The sequence below is a fragment of the Collimonas sp. genome (assembly GCF_035566555.1).
In the GTDB taxonomy this organism is placed as follows: Bacteria; Pseudomonadota; Gammaproteobacteria; order Burkholderiales; family Burkholderiaceae_D; genus Collimonas.
This window is the reverse complement of record NZ_DATMRB010000166.1, coordinates 17697-41476: the sequence shown is the minus strand read 5'-3', so window position 1 is coordinate 41476 and position 23780 is coordinate 17697. Positions and strand designations below refer to the sequence as shown.

Here is a 23780-nt window from a genome sequence, read left to right as displayed (position 1 = left end):
ACGCTGTCCTGTCGCTGAAAAGATGGACGTTCCGCTGCGTTTCCCCCGCAGGAGCGGAACGATATGGAGAAAATGATGGAACTGACGCAAACGTATTCCCCGCCCGGCAGCTTTTTCAAGCGCCTGTCCGCGATCGACTGGCTGTTCGCCATCGCACTGGTGGCGGCTTCGCTGTTCGCCCTGAACCGCTACGGCAGCCACATGGATTACTACGAGAAGGGCGTGCTGGTGCTGGCCGGCCCGACTTTCGCGTGGCTCGGCTGGCACTGGAAATCTGTGCGCTGGCTGATGGCGCTGCTGGCGGTGCTGGCGCTGTCGGCCATTGCCATGTACGGCGGCGTGCTGGACATGGCCAACCAGAAATTCTTCCTCAAATACATGCTCTCCAGCCAGTCGGCGATCCTGTGGATGAGCACCCTGTTTTTCCTCTCCACCCTGTTCTTCTGGGGCGGCCTGATCACGCGTTCGGATTTCGGCGCCTCGATCGGCTCCAAGCTGTGCTGGGCGGCAGTGGTGATGGGATTCACCGGCATGCTGGTGCGCTGGTACGAGTCCTACCTGATCGGCGCCGATATCGGCCACATCCCGATCTCCAACCTGTACGAAGTGTTCGTCCTGTTCAGCCTGATCACCGCGCTGTTCTATCTCTACTACGAACAGCATTACCGCACCCGCCAGCTGGGCGCTTTTGTCTTGCTGGTGATCTCGGCCGCGGTCGGTTTCCTGCTGTGGTACATGGTGTCGCGCGACGCCGCGGAAATCCAGCCGCTGGTGCCTGCGCTGCAAAGCTGGTGGATGAAAATCCATGTGCCGGCCAACTTCATCGGCTACGGCACCTTCGCGCTGTCGGCGATGGTGGCGGTGGCCTACCTGCTGAAATCGCATGGCTACCTGGTCGACCGCCTGCCGGCGCTGGAAGTGCTGGACGATGTCATGTACAAGGCGATCGCAGTCGGCTTCACCTTCTTTACCATCGCCACCATCCTCGGCGCCCTGTGGGCGGCGGAAGCCTGGGGCGGTTACTGGTCCTGGGATCCGAAAGAAACCTGGGCGCTGATCGTCTGGCTGAATTACGCAGCCTGGCTGCACATGCGCCTGATGAAAGGCCTGCGCGGCCAGGTCGCGGCCTGGTGGGCGCTGATTGGCTTGCTGGTGACTACCTTTGCCTTCCTCGGCGTGAACATGTTCCTGTCGGGCCTGCATTCTTACGGAGAGCTGTGAACGGATGACGAAGTCTGCTACAGATGAAAGCAATGCGCCGGTAGAACTGGTGATTTTCGATTGCGACGGCACACTGGTCGACAGTGAAACGGTGGCAACCGATGTGATGGTGGAATACCTGGCGGAGCTCGGCATGCAGCTGTCGGCCGAAGTGGCGCTGGCCCGCTTCAAGGGCGGCCGCATGGCCGATTGCGTGGCCGAGCTGGAACAGATGTTCGGTCGTTCCCTGCCGGCCGATTTCACCAAGGTCTTGCGCGACCGCATCGCCCCGGTGCTGCACCAGCGCCTGCAGCCGATCGAAGGTGCGCTGGAACTGGTGCAGTCGCTCAAGGTGCCGTTCTGCATGGCCTCCAATGGTCCCTTGCATCAGATCAAGGTGTCGCTCAGCGTCACTGGCCTATGGTCGTATTTCGAGGGACGCATCTTCAGCGCCTACGACGTCGGTTCCTGGAAGCCGGCGCCGGACTTGTTCCTGCACGCCGCCAGGACCATGGGCGTCGAACCGTCCCGCTGTGCCGTGGTCGAAGATAGCTTGCCGGGCGTCCAGGCAGGGGTTGCCGCCGGCATGCAGGTATTCGCCCTGCAGCCGGAACAGGTGGAAGCATTGCTGCCGAAACAGGCAACCGTCATTTCCCGGCTGGCGGAGCTGCACGACCATATCAGCATTGCCGGATAAGCGGTTTTCCGGCAGGTTTGTAAGGAATCGGCATTTTCTCTGACTAAGTCCCATCTACCTTGCCGGAACATCCCATGCCGCTATATCGTCGCCCCAACGGAATCGACCTGCCGTTTGCTTCTGAAATCACGCCGCAGGAAATATTCGAATCGCGCCGCAGCTTTATCAAGCGGATTGCCATAGGCGCCGCCGGCGCCGGTTCGCTGCTGCATTTGACTGGCGGCGAGGCCTGGGCGCAAACCGGAGACGGCCAGAAGCTGGCGGCCAAGGCCAATCCTGCTTATGTCGTGACGGACAAGGCGACCTCATACAAAGACGCCACTACCTATAATAATTTCTACGAATTCGGCACCGACAAATCCGATCCTGCCGAGAACGCCGGCAGCCTCAAGACACGGCCGTGGACGATCGCGATCGAAGGCGAGGTCAAGAAGCCGCTGACGCTGGATATCGACAGCCTGCTGAAGCTGGCGCCGCTGGAAGAGCGCATCTACCGGCTGCGTTGCGTCGAGGGCTGGTCGATGGTCATTCCGTGGATCGGCTATTCGCTGTCGGCGCTGATCAAGAAAGTCGAACCGAACTCGAATGCCCGGTATGTCGAGTTCACCACCTTGGCCGATAATCGTCAGATGCCGGGTTTGCGTGCCCCGGTGCTGGAGTGGCCCTATGTGGAAGGCTTGCGCATGGATGAAGCGATGCATCCGCTGGCCTTGCTGACTTTTGGCATGTACGGCCAGGTCCTGCCGAACCAGAGCGGGGCGCCGGTGCGCATGGTGCTGCCATGGAAATACGGTTTCAAGTCGGCCAAGTCTATCGTCAAGATCCGCTTCCTCAAAGACCAGCCGAGAACCGCATGGAATATCGCCGCGGCGCGCGAATATGGCTTCTATTCCAACGTCAATCCGGAGGTCGATCATCCGCGCTGGTCGCAAGCCACCGAGCGCCGCATCGGTGAGGATGGCTTCTTCACCAAGAAGCGCAAGACGCTGATGTTCAACGGTTATAACGAGGTTGCTTCGCTATATTCGGGCATGGACCTGAAGAAGTTTTTTTAAGTTTGGGAAGCTAAGGCATGTTCAACCCCACTCCTCGTCAATTCAAATACATCAAGGTCGCGCTGTTTGCGCTGGCTTTGCTGCCCGCGCTGCGCTTGCTGGTGGCAGGCTTTGCCGGCCAGCTGGGCGCCAATCCGATCGAATTCATCACCCGCAGCAGCGGCGACTGGACACTCTATTTTCTGTGCATCGCGTTAGCGGTAACCCCGTTGCGGCGCTTTAGCGGCTGGAACTGGCTGGTCAAGCTGCGCCGTATGCTGGGTTTGTTTGCCTTCTTCTACGCCAGCCTGCATTTCACCACCTTCCTCTGGTTCGATCATTTCTTCGATCTGGGCGAGATGTTCAAGGATGTCGTCAAGCGGCCGTTCATCACGGTCGGCTTCATCGCCTTCGTGCTGTTGCTGCCGCTGGCGCTGACCAGCACTAATGGCATGATCCGTCGCCTCGGCGGCAAGCGCTGGCAGTGGCTGCATCGCAGCGTGTATGCGGTTGCGCTGCTGGGAATTCTGCATTTCTGGTGGATGCGCGCCGGCAAGCATAACTTCGAAAAGCCGATCCTGTTCGGCACTATCGTCGCCGGGTTGCTGCTGGTGCGTGTCTATTTTTCCTGGCGCAACCGCAGTGCCGGCGCTGCCGCGACTCAGAAACGCCAGGTCACGCCGACGCCGACCTGACGGTGGGTCTGGGCGGCGCAAGCGCCGCAGCCGATGCCGAATTTGAGCCCGATGTCGAGGTCCAGGTTCGGCGTTGGCGAATAGACGGTCCCGGTCAGGATGTAGCCCGGATTGCTGCTCGAATGCAGGTCGCCGCTGGTGTCGCTGGCGCGTTCCGTATTGCTCAGGATGCCGCCATCCAGCGCCAGGCTCCACTTGGGATTCAGTTCGTACAGCGCATAGGCCGATAAACGCCACTGCATGGTGCGGTTCGCTTGCTGATCGCTGACCAGGCGATAGCGGTTGTAATAGGCGGCCAGGTTGCCGCTGAAAGCCCAGTCGCCGCTTTGATAGCTGCCGATCAGCGTCAGCGACATGCTGGTGGCGCCACGCCCCAGGCCCCGATTGGGATCGCCGCTGGGAAACGTGATCTCAGGCTTGACGCCGAGGCTGAAGTCGCCACGCTCCAGCAGACGCCATTTCACCCCGACGGCAATGTCATTGAGACCCGACGGCTGCGACAGCGTTGCCGGCGGATTGACATAGATGTCGAGATTTTTAAGCAAGCCATAGCTGGCGGTAAAGTTGGCGACGTGCGTGTGGACGTCGTTCTGGCGCAGCCAGTCGGTGTTCAGCTCAAGCTGCGTATTGCCCTTGTCCTGGGTGCCGGTGTCATCGGTCACCAGCGGATGATTGGCATGGGCGGACTGCAGCAGAAAGCAGGAAGAGACGGCGGCCAGCGTCAGCTTGCGCATGGTCTTCCTGTGCTGGGCGGGGCGCAAGTTCAAGCCAGCAGGTTTTCCAGCGCAAACAGATCGGCGGGATTCTCGCGTTGCCGTATCAGGTGCGCCTGTCCGCCATCGACCATCACTTCGGCCGCGCGGCCGCGTGTGTTGTAGTTGGAAGACATGGTCATGCCGTAGGCGCCGGCCGACATCAGCGCCAGCAGGTCGCCGGCTTCGATTGCCAGCGAGCGCGAGCGCGCCAGCCAGTCGCCGGATTCGCACACCGGACCGACCACGTCATATACCTGTGCCGCATCGCTGCGCTGGACGACCGTCTGTACGCCGTGCCAGGCTTCATACATGGCCGGCCGCATCAAATCGTTCATGGCGGCATCGACGATGGCAAAATTCTTGGCCTCGGAGTGCTTCAGGTACTGGACTTCTGTCAGCAGGATGCCGGCGTTGCCGGCAATCGAGCGGCCCGGCTCAAACAGCACCTTGATCGTCGCGCCCTGGTATTTTTCCTGGCGCCAGGCATCGATGCGGGCAAACAGGCGACCCAGGTAGTCGCCGATGGCGACCGGCTTTTCCTCATCGTAGGTGATGCCGATGCCGCCGCCGATGTCCAGGTGGTGCAGCTGGATGCCTTCGCCGGCCAGCTGGTCGACCAGCTCGATCAGCTTGTCGAGCGCTTCCAGCAAGGGCGCATCGTCCAGCAGCTGCGAGCCGATATGGCAATCGATTCCTGTTACCTCAATATTTGGCAAGGCAGCGGCCGTGCGATAGCAGGCCAGCGCATCCTCGTAAGCCACGCCGAACTTGTTTTCCTTGAGGCCGGTGGAGATGTAGGGATGGGTCTTGGCGTCGACGTTAGGATTGACGCGCAGCGAAATGGCGGCGCGCTTGCCCATGACCGCAGCCACTTCATTCAGGCGGTGCAGTTCCGGGATCGATTCGACGTTGAAGCACAAGATGTCATGCGACAGCGCCAGGCGCATTTCTTCGCGCGATTTGCCGACGCCGGAGAAAATTATCTTGGAAGGATCGCCGCCGGCGGCAATTACGCGCAATAATTCGCCACCAGAGACGATATCGAAACCGGAACCGAGACGACTCAGCAGTTGCAGCACCGCCAGGCTGGAGTTGGATTTCACCGAATAACAGATCAGGCTGCTGTCTGGCGCAGGGCTGTGTTGCCTGCAGGCATCTGCGTAGGCGGAAAAATTCGCCGCCAGCGCAGCCCTCGAATAGACATAGGTCGGGCTGCCGAATTGCCGGGCAATTGCGTCCAGGGCGACGTTTTCGGCGTGCAGGATGCTATTTTTATATGAAAAATACGGCATGGCGGGCTGTGCCTATTCGGTGGCAGGCGCGGTTGGCGTATCCGGTGTTTCCTGCGGAGCCGGAACCACCGGCGCGGGAATTGTCTTCGGACTAACGTTTGGCTGCGCCGGCGCCGGCCGCACGATCGGCGGCGGCAGCGCCGCCGGCATGAACAGCGGGCCTTTTTGGCCGCACGCCGTCAGGGTGAGCGGAATGGCGATCAGCGCCAGCGTGGTAGTGCGCGACAAATCAAAAATGGGCTTCACGGATTAGAATCACAGTTTAACGAAACGGATTGGAGTGTAGCATGACAGAATCAGAATTCCTGGCAGCGGCGGAGTCAGCCCTGGGCAAGATCGAGATGGCGCTGGAACGGGCTGCAGACGATACCGACCTGGATGTCGAGTGCAAGCGCAGCGGCAATGTGCTGGAGATCGAGTTCATCGACAACGGCAGCAAGATCATCGTCAACAGCCAGGCGCCGATGCAGGAGTTGTGGATCGCGGCGAAATCCGGCGGTTTCCACTATAAGCGCAAAGGGGACGCATGGATCAATACGCGCGACGGCTCCGAGTTCTTTAGCGCCTTGTCGACAATGATCAGCAGCCAGGGCGGGGTGCCGATAATATTGTAAATTTTCTTGTCGAGACGGTGGGTCGCCGATTTCTGGCAGGTATTTGTCGTAAGATGCGAGTAAGGCAATGTTGTTTTGATACGCTTGCCTTGTTCCGCGCTTTTGATTTCTGGGTTCGCAGCAGATCGCACAAGAACGGCATCAGGGAGTTTGTCCAACGCTTCTCAACTATCGATAGCCACCTATGAACACGATAATGATCAGGGATTCGGAAGAACCGAATGATTGGCGTGATGGCGTTATCTGCAGCGAGAATGTCGTCTGCCGAGCGTCCCCGATGGGACGGCCGGCAGCGGGTCGGCTGTTTTTCGTAGGCATGGCGCTGGCCGCGGCGCAGTTTACCGGCGCCAGCCAGGCTACCAATATCCCGGCGGTTGCCGCTACCGTCAATCCAGCCGTTGCCGGCGCTCCCCAGAAAACTGACGAGCCCCCGCGGCGCTGGGCTTTTGATGTCAACAACGGCTGCAAGGTGTGGAGCGCCGAGCCCCTGGCCAGCAGCATCGCCGTACTGTGGAGCGGACGCTGCCTGAATGACCTGGCGCAGGGCCCGGGAACGGTGCGCTGGCTGAGCAGCGGCAAGCAGGTGGCGGAACTGAGCGGCACCATGGAGCAGGGCAAGCTGCGCGGTCATGTCACCGGCGTCGAGGAACCTGGCAACCGGTTCGACGGCATGTATATCGACTCTCTGCCGGAAGGGCCCGGCAAGGCGGTGTTTGCCGATGGCTCGGTGTATGACGGCCAGTGGCATCGCGGCCACCAGCTGGGCTATGGAATCATGACCTTTCCGCCATCGCATCCACAGTACCAGGAAATGCTGAAAAACGGCAGGGGTAGCAGGATCGAGAATGGCATGTATGTGCTGCGCGGCTGGTGGGAGGGTAAAAACTTTATCACAGCCTGCAACAGTGAAGAAGAATGCGAAAAGGCTGTCGTGGTGCTGATGAAACTTGACCAGGATGCCGCCGCGGCCAAGGCCGGCGCTGCAGCACAGGCGACGCCGGCAGCAGCGCCCGTGACGCCGTCGGCGCCAGCCGTGGAACCGGCCGCTGTCGCGCCCGCAGTTACCGAGCCGGCGCAGCTACCGGCCGCCGCCGTTCCGGCAGGGGCGACACCTGCTCCCGAACCGGTGGTCATGCCGGCGCCGATAGCGCCGGCGCCCGAAACCCCGGTCATCGACCCGGCCGCCATCGCGCCGCAGCCGGCAGCGGTTGAAGCGCCGCAGGAACCAGCTGCCGCCATGCCGGCAGGCGTGGCTCCGGCCACTGACATGGCGCCGGTCATCGTGCCCGAACCGGTGGCGCCGGCCGTCGAACCGGCGCCGGTCGTGCCGCTTGAAACCACGCCAGTCGTTCCCGAGCCGGCCAGTGCACCTGCGACTCCGGCGACGCCTGAGCCAGAACCCGCCGCAAGCCCCAAGGCGCTGACACCCGCCCCCGGCAGCACCGACGCCGCGCTAGGCGGCGAAGCAACTTCAATTTCAAACGGATCCAGCTGATGACGCATGCACCACGTATTTTTTTGACCACTGATTCAAGGAACATGTCCGTTGCCGGCACAGGGCGCAAGCCATGGCTGGCAGCGATCGGCCTGCTGTTGCTGAGCACATTGGCCAATGCGCAAATGAAAGCAGATTTACCAGGCAACAAGGCCGCTGCCGCCGGACCGAAAAACCTGTTGGCGGAAGCCGCCCGCAGTGTCGGCATAAAACAGTGCCAGCCGGCGATCAACCGTTTGTCGGCGCTGGCCATCAGCGGCACTGGCGCCCATGATGTGCTGGTTGATTGGGATCGCGCGCATCCTGACAAGGGGCCGTTTTTTTCACTGACCGGGATTGAATATGCCGGTGCTTCGGCAGCGGTATCGATCACGGCCGTGCCGCAGGATGGCGGCGCCTGTTCGGTATCTGCCGAACGTATTTCGATCGCGCCGTATTCCTGCAAGAGCATTGCCGAAACCGAGCTGAAGGGTTACAGCGCCACGCCATTGCTGCCGACCTTCACAGTATACGTATCGCCTACCGAGCCTGGCGGTTCTGTATCGCTGGTGGATTCACCGCCGGGCTGCCTGATCATCCGCCGCTATGTCCAGTACAACTGGACCGAACAGACAAAAATGTCGGTGCCGGCGCGCAAGTAACGCCCTTGCTTTCTGTGTGTATTTCTTTTTATTTGAATCAACGCTATGACTTCTTCATCTCGCACTGTGCGGATCGGCATCACCATCGGCTTGCATCAGGAAAATGAATCCTTGTGGAACAATGGCATCAAGCAGAATGCCGTGTACCTGGCCGAAGCATTGAAGCATTGTCCAAGCGTGGCGTCAGTGCATCTGGTGAATACCACGGCAGTGGCCATTACCGCGGCCTTGCCGTGGGACCAGGTGCGCTGGCCGACGGTGACCTTTGAGCAGGCCAAGGACAACCTGGATGTGCTGATCGAACTCGGCGGCCAGGTCAGCGCCGACCAGACCGCTTACCTGAAGACCCAGGACTGCCGTCTGATATCTTATTGCTGCGGTTTCGAGTACGTGCACGTGATGCAATCGATCCTGTTCAACCGGCCGCTATGGGGTTACGACCTGTTCGTCAACCAGCGCTACGACGCCATCTGGATGGTGCCGCAGGTCGCCACCAACAGCCAGTCCTATTTCGAAACCCTGCGCCGCCGGCCGGCGCAGGTAGTGCCCTTCGTCTGGGATCCGATTTTCGTCAACCAGCGCAGCCAGGGGTTTGACAACCACGGCGAATACCGTCCGCGCGCCGCCGGCGCCAAGCGCCTGACCGTGATGGAGCCGAATAACGATATCGTGAAATTCTGCATGTACCCGATATTCATCGCGGAAGAAGCCTACCGCCGGCGGCCGCAGGACATCGAGATCATGCAGGTGACCAACGCCGAGCGGCTGGCGCGGGAAAGCAAGGAGTTCATCGCGGTGATGAACCAGCTGGATATCGTGCGCCAGCACAAGGCGGTATTCCTCGGGCGCTACGATACCCCGCAATTCCTCAGCGAAATGACCGATGTGGTGATTTCCCACCAGATCGAGAACGCCCTGAATTATTTTTACTTCGACGTCTGCTGGCAAGGTTATCCGCTGGTGCATAACGCCTACATGTGCAGCGATCTCGGCTACTACTATGAGGGCAACAATGTGCAAAACGGCTGCCGCCAGCTGCTCGAGGTCTTGACCGCGCACGATCAGGGCTGGCAGGATTATCTGGCGCGCCAGCGGCAGGTGCTCGGCCGCTACCTGCCGGGCTGCCCGCAAGTGACGGCCGAATATGAACGCTTGCTGACGGCTTTGCTGCAACAAGCAATAGTGTAGGGTGGGCACGTTTTTTTCCCACGCTGTAGCGCTATCCGCGTGGGCACAAAGCCGTGCCCACCCTACGTGATTGCATGACGAAGTGCTTTTAACTATTTCTTATCCATGAAAAAAATCAATGTAGGCATTTCCGTCTTCGTCGTCCAGGGAGCGCAGCTCTGGTCGAACGGCCTCAATCAGAACCTGGCATTCCTGGTGATGCTGCTGCAGCAGAGTCCGCAGGTCGGCAAGGTGTTCTTGCTGAACGGCGGCGATCTTGAGCACCTGCCGGCGGATATGGGGCTGGACGGCTTCGGCGCGCCGCTGGTCAAGCCGTCCGATGTCACCCACGAGCTGGACGTGGTCATCGAAATGGGGGCGCAGCTGCCGTTGCCGTGGCTGCACCATGTGCGTGCCCTGGGCGTCAAGATCATCACGTTTTTCGTTGGCCATACCTTTGCCGACAATGCCGAAGCGCCGATGTTCGACGGCCCTAGCGGCCAGATCTTCAACGGTACGCCCTGGCATGAAATCTGGACTTTGCCGCACCACATGAAAGCCAGCGGGCCGCTGTTGCGCACGGTGTCGCGGGTGCCGGTGTTCGCGGTGCCGCACATCTGGTCGCCGCTGTTCATCCAGAAGCAGATCGACGTGGTTGAACGGGACGGCCACCATTTCGGCTATCAGCCTCATGTCAGCACCGGTGGCGTGGACCGGCCGGGCTGGCGCACGGCAATTTTCGAACCGAACATCTCGGTCGTCAAAAGCGGTTTCATCCCGATGCTGGTCTGCGAACAGGCTTACCGCCTGGACCAGCGTTCAGTGAGCATGATGATGGTGATGAATACGGTGCAGATGAAAGAGCATCCAACCTTCAACCGCTTTGCCATCAATCTCGACCTCACGCGCCACCACAAGGCGACTTACGAACCGCGCGTGGCCTTTGTCGAATGCATGGCGCAGCAAAAGATGAATGCCGTGGTGTCGCACCAGTGGGAATGCGGTTTGAATTACCTCTATTACGATACCTTGTACGGCGGTTATCCGCTGATCCATAATTCGGAGTACCTGGCAGCCGACGGCATCGGCATTTACTACCCGCATTTCGAAGCCAGCACCGGCGGCCGCGTCTTGCTTGAAGCCTGGCGCCAGGAACCGGAATTCTGGGACGACTACAAGAAGACCGGCGCGGCCTACCTGCGCAGGCTATCCCCCAGCCACCCCGATAACGTGGATGCATTTGTGAAAAGACTTCAATTCAGCGTGGAGGGCCCGGTATGAGTCATCCTTTGAGTCATCTCTTGAGCCACCCTCTGCCGCAACGTAAACTGCGCGTAGGCGTCACCCTGTACGTGCGTTCCGGGCAGCAATCGATTTGGGAAAACGGCATTTTCCAGAACTGCGCCTTCCTGGTGCAGCTGTTCAATCAGTCGCCCGCGGTCGAGCAGGCAGTGCTGGTGCTGGACGGTTCCACCGAACAGGTCAGCGACGCCATGATGCTGGGCGACCTGGGGATCCAGATGGTCGGCCTGGAAGAAGCGCTGAATACCCTGGACGTGGTGATCGAAATGAGCGCCCAGCTGAGTGAAGAGTGGGTACGCAAGTTCCGCGAGCGCGGCGGCCGCTATGCCTGGATGCGGGTCGGCAATGACTATGTGATTGATATCGAACGGGCCATGTTCAACAAGCCGCACGGCGGCCTGTGCAGCGACAAGCCCTACGACGCCGTGTGGACGCTGCCGGAGTACGAGCGCAGCTGCAAGGATTACTTCGGCCTGACGGCGCGCGCGCCGGTGCATATCGTGCCGCATCTGTGGACGCCGCTGTTTTTTGCCAAGGGCATCGCTACCTTGCCGGCGCATCTCAGTTATGGCTACCAGCCGGGCAAGCCGCGCTGGCGGGTCTGCAGTTTCGAGCCGAATGTCTGCATGGTGAAAACCTCGCTGCTGCCGATGCTGGCCTGCGAGGAAGCGTACCGCGCGCAGCCGGCCTTCCTCGAATATCTGCGCGTCTGCAATACCTTGCACCTGAAAGAACATCTCAAGTTCTCGCATTTCGCCCGCTCGCTGGATGTCGTCAACCATGGCCTGGCTTCGTTCGAAGGGCGCTTTGCCGTGTATGAGTTCATGGCGAACTATGGCGACTGCATCATTTCCCACCACTGGGAAAACGGCCAGAATTATCTGTACTACGAAGCCCTGTACGGCGGCTATCCCTTGATCCACAACTCGGAATTCATCAAAGACTACGGTTATTACTATCCGGAATTCGATTCCTTCGAAGGCGGTCAGGCGGTATTGCGGGCGTTTGCCACGCATGATGCGCAGCTGGAGGATTACCGCCGCCATGCGCAGACCTTGCTACGCACGCTGGATGTCAGCTCGCCGGAGAATATCGAGATCTACACCCGGCGCCTGCTCGACCTGTATGCGAATTGACGCCGCCAGGGCGGGCCAATGCGCCCGCCCGGCGTTTTCTGTCAGAATAATTCGTTCTTGACCTCGTCCCTGGCTTTTTCTTCTTCCGTCGGCGCCGTAGTGCCGCCGCCCAGGTTCTGGGTAGCGACCCCCGGCGGGTATTCTGCGTAATAGTACTCGCCGCCGGAATGAATCAGGCCATCCGGCACCACGCGGTCTTCCATCGGCACGCCTTTCAGGGCCTGCTGCATGAAACTGATCCAGATCGGCAGCGCCAGGCCGCCGCCGGTTTCCTTGTCGCCCAGGCTGCGCGGCTGGTCGTAGCCCATCCAGCCTACCGCTACCAGCGACGGCTGGTAACCGGCAAACCAGGCATCCAGCGAATCATTGGTAGTGCCGGTCTTGCCGGCCAGGTCGGTGCGGTTGAGCGACATCGCCTTGGCGGCAGTGCCGTAACGGACGACGTCGCGCATCATGCTGTCCATCAGGTAGGCATTGCGCGGATCGATGATGCGGTTGGCCTCGTTGCCGGCGGTGTCGGGATGCACTTGTGACAACACATTGCCGTTGGCATCGGTAATCTTGCTGATGATGTAGGGGCTGACTTTATAGCCGCCATTGGCAAAAACCGCGTAGCCACCCACCATTTGCAGCGGCGTGACTGCACCGGCGCCGAGGGCCAGTGTCAGGTATGGCGGATTTTTGTCAGCATCAAAGCCAAAACGCGTCACATACTCCTGCCCATACTTGGCACCGATCTTGTCAAGAATGCGTACCGAAACCACGTTCTTCGACTTGGTCAGGGCCTTGCGCATGCTCATCGGTCCTTCGTACTTGTTACCGTAATTCTTCGGCTGCCAGATCTGGCCGCCGGTCTGGCCGCCGCCATAGGTCAGCGGCGCGTCGTTGATGATGGTCGCCGGCGACAGGCCCTTTTCCAGCGAGGCGGAATAAATGAAGGGCTTGAACGACGATCCCGGCTGGCGCCAGGCCTGGGTCACGTGATTGAATTTGTTGCGGTTGAAGTCGAAGCCGCCGATCAGGGCGCGAATGGCGCCATCCTTGGTGTCGGCCGCAATGAAGGCGGATTCCACCGCCGGCATCTGGGTAATGCTCCAGTTTTTCCCTTCCAGCATGACGCGGATGATGGCGCCGCGCTTGACCTTGCGCTGCGGCGGCGCCTTGTCGCTCAGCAGGTTGGTGGCGATGCTGAGGCCGGCGCCGCTGATGCTGATTTCCTGGCCGGAGGAGAGTACTGCGCGCACCAGCTTCGGGCTCGCTTCCAGCACCACGGCGGCGACGATTTCATCGCTGTCCGGATGGTCGGCCAGTTCCACTTCGATAGCGTCTTCGGCAGCTTCCTTGGTGGTGTCCGGGATCTCCATGAAACCCTCGGGGCCGCGATAGCCGCGCCGCTTCTCGTAATCCATGACGCCGCGGCGCAGCGCGATATAGGCGGCATCCTGGTCGGCCTTGGTGATGGTAGTGAAGACGTTGAGGCCGCGCGTGTAGGTGTTTTCCTTGAACTGCTCGTACACCAGCTGGCGCGCCATTTCCGAGACGAATTCCGCATGGATGCCGAATTCGCTGGCGCCGGTCTTGATATGCAGCGTTTCGTTCTTAGCCTGTTCGTACTGCGCTTCCGTGATGTAGCCGAGCTGCAGCATGCGCAACAAGATGTATTGCTGGCGCACCGTGGCCCGCTTCGGATTGACCACCGGGTTGTTGGCTGACGGCGCCTTGGGCAGGCCGGCCAGCATCGCCGCTTCGGCGGTGGTGATGTCCTGCAGCCGCTTGCCGAAATAGATTTGCGCCGCCGAGGCGAAGCCATAGGCGCGCTGCCCCAGATAAATCTGGTTCATGTAGACCTCGAGAATCTGGTCCTTGCTCAGGTTGCGTTCAATCTTCCATGCCAGCGGGATTTCATACAGGAATTTGCGCGATGCCTTCTGGAAGAAAGTCGGCTCATTGCTGGTCAGGAAAAAATTCCGGGCGACCTGCTGGGTGATGGTGCTGGCGCCGCCGCCGCCGCCGGTCAGATTGGAAAAGCTGGCGCGCAGGATGCCTTGGTAATCTACGCCGCCGTGCTGGTAGAAGCGGTCGTCTTCGATCGCCAGCACGGCCTTCTTCATGACATCCGGAATTTCGTTGATATGCACCAGGCTGCGCCGCTCTTCGCCGAATTCGCCGATCAGCACGCCATCTGCTGAAAAAATACGCAAAGGGATCTTCGGCTTGTAGTCGGTCAGCGAATCCAGCTCCGGCAGATTCGGATAGGCCATCGCCAGCATCAGGAAGAACGTCAGGCAGCCGATCGCGACCAGGCCGGCAATTAGCCCGAAAAAACCAAGCACGAGGCGCAGCGCGAGCGGCATGCGACGGCGCACTGGAGGATTTTGAGGGGTGTCGCTGGCTGTATCTGGAGGCGTCATGCGATGCGTTTTATGAAAGAGGATGCCACGCATTATAGCGGCACAGTGCCTGCGTTCGATAAGGGAATGTCAAGCATGCAGGGTCGATCCAGACCCTGGCAAGAGCGGTGGCGCGCCCATGGCTCAAAACTTGCTCTGCATCATGCGTTCTTGCTTGAGCGCAAATTACGTTGCGAAATTCAGACAAAAATTGTCCGACAAAACCAAAATAGTATGAATGGAGTCGCTGTGAAGCAATATTCCGTAACAGTTAAACAATTGCCCTCAGGAAAATTTCTTTACAGCAGTGCCCTCTTGTTGCTACGATTTCACCTTATAAAATTTAACATTGCTGTAAGCCCTGTTTTACAGGTTTTTCCTAACTTCGAGACGGTATACCGCTAATGCGACCGCCTTGCAGGCAGAATGTTCCCCAAATATTAGATACTCGGGAGAAATGCTCTTGGCATTAGATCTAGGATCGCTGATCGGTAAAAAGAACCCGCCGCTGGTGGGGATTGATATCAGCACGTCAGGCGTCAGGTTGGTTGAATTGTCGGAAACCGGCAAGGACCAGCTGCGTCTTGACCGCTACGCCTCTGAACCATTGCCGCGGGGAGCGGTAGTGGATGGCAATATTGAAAACATCGAACAAGTCACGGAAGTCATCCGCCGGCTGTGGAAAAAGAGCGGCTCGAACACCAAGCTGGTGGCGCTGGGCATGCCGCCGGCGTCTGTCATCACCAAGAAAATCATTCTGGCCAGCGGCATGCTGGAAGAAGAGCTGGAGATGCAGGTCGAATCCGAGGCCAGCCAATACATTCCGTTTGCGCTGGACGAAGTCAGTCTTGATTTCGACGTGATCGGTCCGGCCCAGCATTCGCCGGAAGACGTCGAAGTGCTGCTGGCGGCGACCCGCAAGGAAAAGGTCGAGGACCGGGTGGCGGTGGCGGAAGCCGCCGGCCTCAAGCCGACCGTGATGGATATCGAGTCGTACGCGGCGCGTGCGGCGATCAACCGCATCATCGGGCAATTGCCGAAAGCCGGGCAGGGCCAGATCGTCGGCCTGTTCCAGATCGGCACCCAGACCACGCATGTCTCGGCCTTGCTTGACGGGCAACTGATCTATGAACGCGAACAGCCGTTTGGCGGCAACCAGCTGACCCAGGATATCGTGCGCGCCTATGGCCTGTCGTATGAAGAGGCGGATACCAAGAAGCGCAATGGCGACCTGCCTGAAGGCTACGAGCAGGAAATCCTCAATCCGTTCCTGGAAAGCGCCGCGCTGGAAGTCACGCGGGCGATCCAGTTCTTCTTTACCTCGACGCCGTATACCCGGATCGACCAGCTGTTCCTGGCTGGCGGTTGCGCCACGATTCCCGGCCTGGTCGAGGTGGTGGCGGGCCGCGCCAAGATTTCCACTTCGGTGGTGAGCCCGTTCACCGGCATGCAGCTAGGCCCGAACGTACGTGAAAAACAATTGCGCATGGATGCGCCCTCCTATCTGGTTGCTTGCGGCCTGGCCATGCGGAGATTTGGCTGATGATCAAAATTAATCTACTACCGCACCGCGAAGCCAAGCGTAAGCAGCGCAAGAACGCTTACTTCGCCATGCTGGCCTTGTCCGCCATGATCGGCTTGATCACGGTGCTGCTGGTCGGCGCCTTTTTCGCCAGCCAGATCGCCAACCAGACCGAACGCAATCGTTTCATCACGGCTGAAAACACCCGTCTCGACGGTGAAATCAAGGAAGTCGCTACGCTCAAGCAGGAAATCGATGCGCTGAAGGCACGCCAGCAAGCCGTTGAAGACTTGCAGAGCGACCGCAACCAGCCGGTCTATCTGATGGACGAACTGGTCAAGCAGGTGCCGGAAGGCGTCTATCTGAACTCCCTCAAGCAGGAAGGCCAGCGCGTGGCGCTGAACGGCTATGCGCAATCGAACGAACGGGTGTCGGAGCTGCTGCGCAACCTGAGCAACAACTCGGCCTGGCTGGAACGTCCCGACCTGGTCGAAATCCGTGCCGCGGTGATCGGCACCGGGCGCGACAGCAAGCACGTCTTCGCGTTTACCGTCAATGTCGGGATCAAGCGGCCGTCTGACAAGGATGCCAAAGATGGTGCGGCGACCCCGAAAAATGCAGTTGCAGCTGTGGCCGGCACCGGCGCTCCAGCCGCAACCTTGAAATGAGAGACGCGCAATGACCGATCTGAATAATTTGGGCGCGTCGCTGGGCGCGCAGTTTCGCGGACTGAATGGCCGCCATCCCGGCCAATGGCCGATCGCGCCGCGCATCTTGTCTGGCATCGGCGTATTCCTGCTGGTGCTGGTGGTCGGCTGGTTTTTTTACTGGAGCGACCAGCAGGATACGCTCAACGCCGGCGAGCAACAGGAAGTCCAGCTGAAAGAACAGTACAAGTCGAAGATCCAGCAAGCCATCAACCTGGACGCCCTGCAGAAGCAAAAGCTGCAGGTCGCCGACTATGTTGCGACCCTGGAGAAGCAACTGCCGAGCAAGGCGGAGATGGATGCGCTGCTGTCCGATATCAACCAGGCTGGCCTGGGACGTGGCTTGCAGTTTGAGCTGTTCAAGCCCGGCCAGGTGGTGGTGAAGGATTACTACGCCGAGCTGCCGATCAACATCAAGGTTACCGGCAGTTATCACGACGTCGGTTCGTTCGCCAGCGACATTGCCAACCTGCCGCGTATCGTGACCTTGAATAACATGAATCTGGTGACTGGCAAGGACGGCGTCCTGAGCCTGGATGCGATTGCCAAGACCTTCCGCTACCTGGATAAGGACGAAGTCGCTGAGCAGCGCAAGACTGCGAACGCAGCTAAACAGAAAGGTCAAAAATGACGTTTTTTCGTATTGGGCGTCTGACCCGGGTGACATTTTTTGTCGTATTCATCTCAACTTTGTCAGGTTGCGGCGACAGCGGCGTGCAGGAACTGAAAGACTGGATGGCCGACGTCAAGAGCCATACCAAGGTGGGGATTCCGAAACTGACCGAGCCGAAGAAGTTCATTCCGTTCATCTATGCGAGCGCGACCAGCGTCGATCCTTATAACCCCAACAAGCTGCTGGTGGCGTTTGCCAAGCTGCAGGGCAAGTCCAACGGCTTGAAGCCGAATATGGACCGGCGTCGCGAAACGCTGGAGAACTATCCCCTGGATACCATCAAGATGGTCGGCACCCTGCAAAAGGTGGGATTGAGCTACGCCTTGCTGCAAGTCGACAAGACGGTATTCCAGGCCAAAGTGGGTAATTACATTGGACAGAATTTCGGCATGGTCACCAGCATCACCGAATCTGAAATCAATCTGAAAGAAATCGTACAAGACGCGTCCGGCGAATGGGTCGAGCGCGAAGCCAAGTTGGCGTTGCAGGAGAGCACAAAATGATTGCAGCAGGAAAAAAATTAGTTGGCCTGGGCGTGAGTCGGCTGAGCAGGATTCGACAGAAAGCGCTGATGCTGGGCACGTTGCTATGCATGGTCGGGTTTGGCGTTTCCGCAACGGCAGCCGAAAGCAATGCCATCACGTCGATCAGCGCCAATCAGCAAGGCGCCAATGTGATCGTCAAGATCAACTTCAAGCGCCCGCTGAGCGCACAGCCGACAGCGTTCTCCATTTTGAGTCCGGCACGGATTGCCTTCGACTTTGTCGGCGTCGGCAATGCTACCGGCAAAACCTCGCAGGACATCAGCCTGGGCGATGTGCGCAATGTATTGGTGGCGCAAGCCGATGATCGCTCGCGCTTGGTATTCAATCTGAAGCGCTCTTTGTCCTATGCGACGGCGATGGATGGTAATGCCTTGGTTGTCACGATCGATGGTTCGGGCAGCCTGGCATCTCCGGTAAATGCTGCCGGCATGCCGGTGCAGCCTGCAGCCAAGACGGCCATGGCTGCTGCGCCTGCTGTGGCACCTTTGTTGAATGGCAAACCGGCGCTGCGCGACATTGATTTCCGTCGTGGTACTGCAGGCGAAGGCCGGGTCGTGATTGACTTGCCGAACGCGCAGGTCGGCGTCGATGTTCGTCAACAAGGCCAGACAATTGTGGTTGATTTCCTCAAGACAAGTTTGCCTGACGTCCTGCGCCGCAAGCTGGACGTGGGCGATTTCGGCACACCGGTCAAGACCATCAGCACCGTGACCCAGGGTGAAAATGTGCGCATGATCATCGAGCCGAAAGGGCTGTGGGAGCAAAGCGCTTATCAAAGCGACAGCCAACTGGTGATCGAAGTCAAGCCACTCAAGGAAGATCCGAACAAGCTGGCGCAAGGCGCCCAGGGTTACCGCGGCGACAAGCTGTCCCTGAATTTCCAGAACGTTGAAGTACGTTCGGTGCTGCAAGTGATTGCCGATTTTACCGGTTTGAACATCATTACCAGCGATACCGTTGGCGGCAACCTCACCTTGCGCTTGAAAGATGTGCCTTGGGACCAGGCTCTGGATATCGTAATGCAGGCCAAGGGCCTGGACATGCGCAAGAACGGCACGGTCATCTGGATTGCACCCAAGGATGAGCTGCTGACCAAAGAGAAGCTGGAACTCGAGCAGCGCTCGCAGATTGCCGAACTGGAGCCATTGCGTACCGAGTCATTCCAGTTGAACTATCAAAAAGCCGATGCCTTCAAGAAGATCTTAGGCGTCGACGATGCTGGCGGCGGAGCCGGCGGAGGCAAGAAAAACAGCATTTTGTCATCGCGCGGCAGCGCAGTGATCGATCCGCGCACCAACCAGCTGTTCGTGACCGATACGCCGACCATCTTGCAAAACATCCGCAATCTGGTGCAAAAGGTCGACGTTGCCTCGCGCCAGGTATTGATCGAAGCGCGCATGGTTGAAGCGAACGACGGCTTCAGCCGCAATCTGGGCGCCAAGCTGGGTTTTGGTTTCAACAGCCGCAATGTGAGCTCCGGCGGTACTCAACTCACTCCAACTACGGCAACCAACGGCGCGATTCCGGGCACCGGCGGAAATTCGGTGAATTTACCGGCAGCTCCGGCGACTGGCACCGCAGGCTCTGTTGCCTTGACCTTGTTCAACTCCGCTGCCTCGAAATTCATCAGTCTTGAATTGTCTGCATTGGAAGCCGACGGCGACGGCAAGATCATTTCCAGCCCGCGTGTAGTTACCGCTGACCAGCAAAAAGCCTTGATTGAGCAAGGGGTAGAAATTCCTTATCAAAACGCTACCAGCAGTGGCGCCACTTCGGTTGAGTTCAAGAAAGCCAACCTGAAACTGGAAGTCACCCCGCAAATCACGCCGGACGGTAATGTTATCCTGACCGTTGACGTCACCAATGACAGCGTTGGCGATGTGGTGCCGGGCGGCGTTTCAATCAATACCAAGCATGTCCAGACCCAGGTCCAGGTTGAAAACGGCGGTACCGTGGTGATTGGCGGTATCTATACACAGCAGGTTACAAACGCCGTTAGTAAAGTGCCACTACTTGGAGATATTCCAGTTCTGGGTTATCTTTTCAAAAACTCCGCAGTTACTAACAAACGAACTGAATTATTGATTTTCCTGACACCGAAAGTTGTCATCGACCGTATCGCTGCGCACTGATCCAATTGCACAGGGACACCGGCTTGATGCCGGTGTCCGCACATGAGCAAAAGGTTAAGTAGTGAAATGGTAAGGTACACAGGCAATATCTTTCTGGTAGGCCTGATGGGCGCGGGCAAGACTACGGTTGGCCGTGCCCTGGCAAGAAAACTCAACAAGCTTTTCATTGATTCCGACCACGAAATCGAGGCGCGTACCGGCGTCTCGATTCCTTTGATTTTCGAAATCGAAGGGGAAGAAAGCTTTCGTCAGCGCGAGACTGAAGTCATCCGTGACCTGAGCGCCCGCAGCGGCATCGTGCTGGCGACCGGCGGCGGCGCCATCATGCGTGCCGAAAACCGCGAATACCTGAAGACCCGCGGCACTGTGATCTACCTGCGTGCCAGCATCCACAACATCCTCCAGCGCACCAGCCGCGACAAGAACCGTCCCCTGCTGCAGACCGCCGATCCGCGCCGCCGTCTGGAAGAGCTGTCGCGCCAGCGCGAGCCGTATTATCGTGAAGTTGCGGACATAGTCATCGATACCGGCCGACCTAACGTACAATTCCTGGTACACAGTATCTTGAGCCAGCTGGATGTGCAGCCCGACGACCTTGAACCAGGGAGCGGGCAGACACCGCCGGCCGGCGCCGGCAACCTCGGGCAGGCCAGTGGCCCAGCCCACCAGACATCACATTTTCTTATGAACCAGCAGTCGACCCCTTCGGCCCCAGTATCGGCCCCGGCCATCACGCTCCAGGTAGAACTGGGCGAGCGCAGCTATCCGATTGAAATCGGACCGTCCCTGCTGGCTGACCGTGAGCGCATTGCCCGCCTGATCAGTGGCAAGCAGGTAGTGGTGGTGACCAACACCGTGGTCGCGCCGCTCTATCTTGAGCGCGTCAGTCAGACCCTGCGCGATGCCGGCAAGAGCGTGCTGGAAATCGTCCTGCCGGATGGCGAGGAAGAAAAGAACTGGGCCAGCCTGATGCAGATCTTCGATCGCCTGCTGGCCGCCAAATGCGATCGCAAGACCACCCTGATCGCCCTTGGCGGCGGCGTGATCGGCGACCTCACCGGTTTTGCCGCATCCGCCTACATGCGTGGCGTGCCCTTCGTGCAGATCCCGACCACCTTGCTGGCGCAAGTCGATTCCTCGGTTGGCGGCAAGACCGGGATCAACCATCCGCTCGGCAAGAACATGATCGGCGCCTTTTACCAGCCGCAGGCGGTGATCGCCGATACCATGACCCTGCATACCTTGCCGGAACGCGAGCTGTCCGCCGGTCTCGCCGAGGTGATCAAATACGGCGCCGTGATCGACGCCGAATTTTTCAAATGGATAGAAAACAATATCGATAAGCTGATGGCGCGCGACAACGCCGCGCTGGCTTACGCGATCCGCCGTTCCTGCGAACTGAAAGCCGACGTCGTGCGCCAGGATGAGCGCGAGGGGGGCTTGCGCGCGATCCTGAATTTCGGCCATACCTTTGGCCACGCGATCGAATCCGGCCTGGGCTACGGCAAGTGGCTGCACGGCGAAGCGGTCGGCTGCGGCATGGTGATGGCGGCCGATCTGTCGCACCGGCTCGGTCATATCGATGCTATCGACAAGGAAAGAGTGTGCGCACTGGTGCGCGCCGCCGGCTTGCCGACCGAGGCGCCCAACCTGGGCGCCCAGCGCTGGCTGGAGCTGATGCAGATCGACAAGAAGAACGAAGATGGCCAGATCAAGTTCATCCTGATGAAGCCGCTGGGCAGCCATCTGATCACTGGCGCGCCGCCAGAGGCGCTGCTGGCGACCCTTCAGCAACTCGCTTCCGGAGACCTGCCGCGATGAATCAAGAAACGTCGCTTGCTCCCTACGCCGCACATTCTGCGCAGTCGCGAGGACGTTTGGTTGTCGAAGAATCGCCCGGCTCGCGTACTGAATTCCAGCGCGACCGCGACCGCATCATCCATTGCACCGCCTTTCGCCGGCTGGAATACAAGACTCAGGTATTCGTCAACCACGAAGGCGACCTGTTCCGCACGCGCCTGACGCACAGCATCGAAGTCGCGCAGATCGCCCGCTCCATCGCCCGCAACCTGCAATTGAACGAAGACCTGGTGGAAGCCATCTCGCTGGCCCACGATCTCGGCCACACCCCGTTCGGCCACGCCGGCCAGGATGCCTTGAATGACTGCATGGAGGCCCATGGCGGCTTCGAACACAATCTGCAGAGCCTGCGGGTGGTGGACAAGCTGGAACAGCGCTACGGCGCGTTTGACGGCTTGAACCTGATGTTCGAGACGCGCGAGGGCATCCTCAAGCATTGCTCGCTGGCCAATGCCAAGAAACTGGGCGATATCGGCCAGCGCTTCATCCTCCGCAAGCAGCCGACGCTGGAAGCGCAGGTGGCCAACCTGGCCGATGAGATCGCCTACAACAACCACGATATCGACGATGGCTTGCGCTCGGGTTTGCTGACCCTGGAGCAGATGAACCAGATCGATTTCTATGCGCAGCACAGCCGCCAGGTCGAACAGCTGTTCCCGGGCCTAGGCGGACGCAGGGCGATCAATGAAACCATCCGGCGCATGATCAATGCCTTGATCAGCGACCTGATCCAGACTTCGCAGCAGCGTATCCTGGACGCCAGGCTGCAGACGGTCGACGATGTGCGCAATGCAGCGCCGCTGATTGCCTTCTCCGACGGCATGGCGCAGCAAGCCGCCTTACTGAAGCGCTTCCTGCGCGAAAACCTGTATCGCCATTACCTGGTCAACCGCATGACGGCCAAGGCGCGCCGTATCGTCGCCGAACTGTATGCCTGCTTCAGCGCCGAACCGTCATTGCTGCCGCCGGACTATCAGCTGGACCAGCGCGGATCGGAACCGCAGCCGCAGGCGCGCGAAATTGCCGACTATATCGCCGGCATGACTGACCGTTATGCAATCCGCGAACACCGGCGTCTGTTCCTGGTGGATGAAGGGCATCTCTAAGCACCGCACGACGTAGTACTTTTGTTTCTTGATTGATTAACAAATCTGCTTAACAAACGAGTTGGGTTAGACTTTGGCGTCATCTGCTTATTGTTCATTTCACTACTTCAAGGATCATCATGCGACCTCTATATAAAACAGCAATCACATTGAGCCTGGCGGTCACGGCATCGGCGGCGTTTGCGCTGTCATTGAGCGACCTCAGCAACCAGGACGCCAGCAGCGGCTTGAAAGCCGCTCTGCAGAAAGGCGCCGACGTCGCGGTGTCCAAGCTGGGTGTCGAGAACGGCTTCCTGAACAACGACAAGGTCAAGATCGGCTTGCCTAGCGTGCTGGACAAAGCCATGCCTCTGCTGCGCATGACTGGCCAGGGCCAGAAACTGGACGACCTGGTGGTGTCGATGAACCATGCCGCGGAACAGGCGGTGCCGTTGGCCAAGCCCTTGCTGCTGAATGCAGTCAAATCGATGTCGGTGACCGACGCCAAGAACATCTTGACCGGCGGCGATACTTCGGTGACCGATTTCTTCAAGCAGAAAACATCGGCGCAGCTGGGCGAGAAATTCCTGCCTATCGTCAAGGGCGTGACCGATCGCAACGGCCTGTCGGCGCAATACAATTCGGTCATGGGACAAGTCGGCAAGACCGGCATGGTGCCGGCCCAGCAAAGCACGGTGGAAGGTTATGTCACGCAGCGCGCGCTGGATGGCTTGTACACCATCATCGGCGATGAAGAGAAGGCCATACGCCAGGATCCGGTCGGCGCCGGCAGCGCGATTATAGGCAAGGTGTTCGGCGCACTGAAATAAGCGCACCC

The 23780-nt window shown here is 59.3% G+C and carries 22 protein-coding genes; 18 read left to right on the top strand and 4 right to left on the bottom strand.

Annotated elements, in window-relative coordinates:
* Window positions 1–75: 75 nt before the first annotated feature.
* The 4 genes from ccsB (at window position 76) to VNZ65_RS20605 (ending at window position 3626) form a co-directional block, all read left to right on the top strand.
* Window positions 76–1221, top strand: coding sequence for a c-type cytochrome biogenesis protein CcsB (gene ccsB, locus VNZ65_RS20620; RefSeq protein WP_325672390.1), 1146 nt, complete (start codon window positions 76–78; stop codon window positions 1219–1221).
* A 4-nt stretch (window positions 1222–1225) separates the two neighbouring features.
* Window positions 1226–1897, top strand: a complete 672-nt coding sequence (locus VNZ65_RS20615; RefSeq protein WP_325672366.1) for an HAD family hydrolase — start codon at window positions 1226–1228, stop codon at window positions 1895–1897.
* Window positions 1898–1971: 74 nt separating this feature from the next.
* The gene (gene msrP, locus VNZ65_RS20610) at window positions 1972–2952 is read left to right on the top strand and encodes a protein-methionine-sulfoxide reductase catalytic subunit MsrP (protein ID WP_325672364.1); all 981 of its coding nucleotides are present in this window, start codon (window positions 1972–1974) and stop codon (window positions 2950–2952) included.
* 17 nt (window positions 2953–2969) lie between these two features.
* Window positions 2970–3626, top strand: coding sequence for a protein-methionine-sulfoxide reductase heme-binding subunit MsrQ (locus tag VNZ65_RS20605; protein ID WP_325672362.1), 657 nt, complete (start codon window positions 2970–2972; stop codon window positions 3624–3626).
* Here the strand turns inward: VNZ65_RS20605 and VNZ65_RS20600 are convergent.
* Genes VNZ65_RS20600 through lptM form a run of 3 tightly spaced genes read right to left on the bottom strand, consistent with a single transcriptional unit; the run spans window position 3593 to window position 5919 of the window.
* Window positions 3593–4393, bottom strand: coding sequence for a transporter (locus VNZ65_RS20600; RefSeq protein ID WP_325672360.1), 801 nt, complete (start codon window positions 4391–4393; stop codon window positions 3593–3595). The two genes, VNZ65_RS20605 and VNZ65_RS20600, sit on opposite strands and share 34 nt — an antisense overlap.
* Window positions 4390–5673, bottom strand: a complete 1284-nt coding sequence (gene lysA / locus VNZ65_RS20595) for a diaminopimelate decarboxylase (protein ID WP_325672358.1) — start codon at window positions 5671–5673, stop codon at window positions 4390–4392. The genes VNZ65_RS20600 and lysA overlap by 4 nt, the downstream gene beginning before the upstream one ends.
* Before the next feature lie 12 nt (window positions 5674–5685).
* Window positions 5686–5919 carry an LPS translocon maturation chaperone LptM gene (gene lptM, locus VNZ65_RS20590; protein ID WP_325672356.1) on the bottom strand — a complete coding sequence of 78 codons (234 nt, stop codon included), beginning with the start codon at window positions 5917–5919 and terminating at the stop codon, window positions 5686–5688.
* Window positions 5920–5960: 41 nt separating this feature from the next.
* On the opposite strand from lptM, the gene cyaY reads away from it, so the two are divergent.
* From cyaY to VNZ65_RS20560, 6 genes are all read left to right on the top strand, one after another.
* A complete protein-coding gene (cyaY, locus tag VNZ65_RS20585) occupies window positions 5961–6287 on the top strand; it encodes an iron donor protein CyaY (protein WP_325672354.1) in 327 nt (108 codons plus the stop codon).
* Window positions 6288–6471: 184 nt separating this feature from the next.
* The gene (locus tag VNZ65_RS20580) at window positions 6472–7782 is read left to right on the top strand and encodes a hypothetical protein (RefSeq protein ID WP_325672352.1); all 1311 of its coding nucleotides are present in this window, start codon (window positions 6472–6474) and stop codon (window positions 7780–7782) included.
* 44 nt (window positions 7783–7826) lie between these two features.
* Window positions 7827–8423 (top strand): hypothetical protein, encoded by a 597-nt coding sequence (locus tag VNZ65_RS20575; RefSeq protein WP_325672350.1) that lies wholly within the window; start codon window positions 7827–7829, stop codon window positions 8421–8423.
* 45 nt (window positions 8424–8468) lie between these two features.
* Window positions 8469–9611: a DUF2827 domain-containing protein gene (locus tag VNZ65_RS20570; protein WP_325672348.1), complete on the top strand. Its 1143-nt coding sequence runs from the start codon at window positions 8469–8471 to the stop codon at window positions 9609–9611.
* Between the two features lie 105 nt (window positions 9612–9716).
* Entirely contained in the window at window positions 9717–10871 is a 1155-nt protein-coding gene (locus VNZ65_RS20565; RefSeq protein WP_325672346.1) for a DUF2827 domain-containing protein, read from the top strand.
* Window positions 10868–12028, top strand: coding sequence for a DUF2827 domain-containing protein (locus VNZ65_RS20560; RefSeq protein ID WP_414649190.1), 1161 nt, complete (start codon window positions 10868–10870; stop codon window positions 12026–12028). Before VNZ65_RS20565 ends, VNZ65_RS20560 begins: the two co-directional genes overlap by 4 nt.
* Window positions 12029–12069: 41 nt before the next feature.
* Here VNZ65_RS20560 and VNZ65_RS20555 read toward each other — a convergent pair whose 3' ends face one another.
* A complete protein-coding gene (locus VNZ65_RS20555; RefSeq protein WP_156480195.1) occupies window positions 12070–14382 on the bottom strand; it encodes a penicillin-binding protein 1A in 2313 nt (770 codons plus the stop codon).
* A 499-nt stretch (window positions 14383–14881) separates the two neighbouring features.
* On the opposite strand from VNZ65_RS20555, the gene VNZ65_RS20550 reads away from it, so the two are divergent.
* From VNZ65_RS20550 to VNZ65_RS20515, 8 genes are all read left to right on the top strand, one after another.
* A complete protein-coding gene (locus tag VNZ65_RS20550; RefSeq protein WP_231880029.1) occupies window positions 14882–15961 on the top strand; it encodes a pilus assembly protein PilM in 1080 nt (359 codons plus the stop codon).
* Complete coding sequence (locus tag VNZ65_RS20545) at window positions 15961–16608, top strand: PilN domain-containing protein (RefSeq protein WP_325672340.1); 648 nt, start codon at window positions 15961–15963, stop codon at window positions 16606–16608. Before VNZ65_RS20550 ends, VNZ65_RS20545 begins: the two co-directional genes overlap by 1 nt.
* 10 nt (window positions 16609–16618) lie before the next feature.
* Window positions 16619–17278, top strand: coding sequence for a type 4a pilus biogenesis protein PilO (locus VNZ65_RS20540; protein ID WP_325672338.1), 660 nt, complete (start codon window positions 16619–16621; stop codon window positions 17276–17278).
* Window positions 17275–17823 (top strand): pilus assembly protein PilP, encoded by a 549-nt coding sequence (locus VNZ65_RS20535; protein WP_325672336.1) that lies wholly within the window; start codon window positions 17275–17277, stop codon window positions 17821–17823. Before VNZ65_RS20540 ends, VNZ65_RS20535 begins: the two co-directional genes overlap by 4 nt.
* Before the next feature lie 68 nt (window positions 17824–17891).
* Window positions 17892–19997: a type IV pilus secretin PilQ family protein gene (locus tag VNZ65_RS20530; protein ID WP_325672388.1), complete on the top strand. Its 2106-nt coding sequence runs from the start codon at window positions 17892–17894 to the stop codon at window positions 19995–19997.
* 66 nt (window positions 19998–20063) lie between these two features.
* A complete protein-coding gene (aroKB, locus tag VNZ65_RS20525) occupies window positions 20064–21818 on the top strand; it encodes a bifunctional shikimate kinase/3-dehydroquinate synthase AroKB (protein ID WP_325672334.1) in 1755 nt (584 codons plus the stop codon).
* Window positions 21815–22963: a deoxyguanosinetriphosphate triphosphohydrolase gene (locus VNZ65_RS20520; RefSeq protein ID WP_325672332.1), complete on the top strand. Its 1149-nt coding sequence runs from the start codon at window positions 21815–21817 to the stop codon at window positions 22961–22963. Before aroKB ends, VNZ65_RS20520 begins: the two co-directional genes overlap by 4 nt.
* 119 nt (window positions 22964–23082) lie before the next feature.
* Window positions 23083–23772: a DUF4197 domain-containing protein gene (locus VNZ65_RS20515; RefSeq protein WP_168231264.1), complete on the top strand. Its 690-nt coding sequence runs from the start codon at window positions 23083–23085 to the stop codon at window positions 23770–23772.
* Window positions 23773–23780 lie beyond the last annotated feature (8 nt).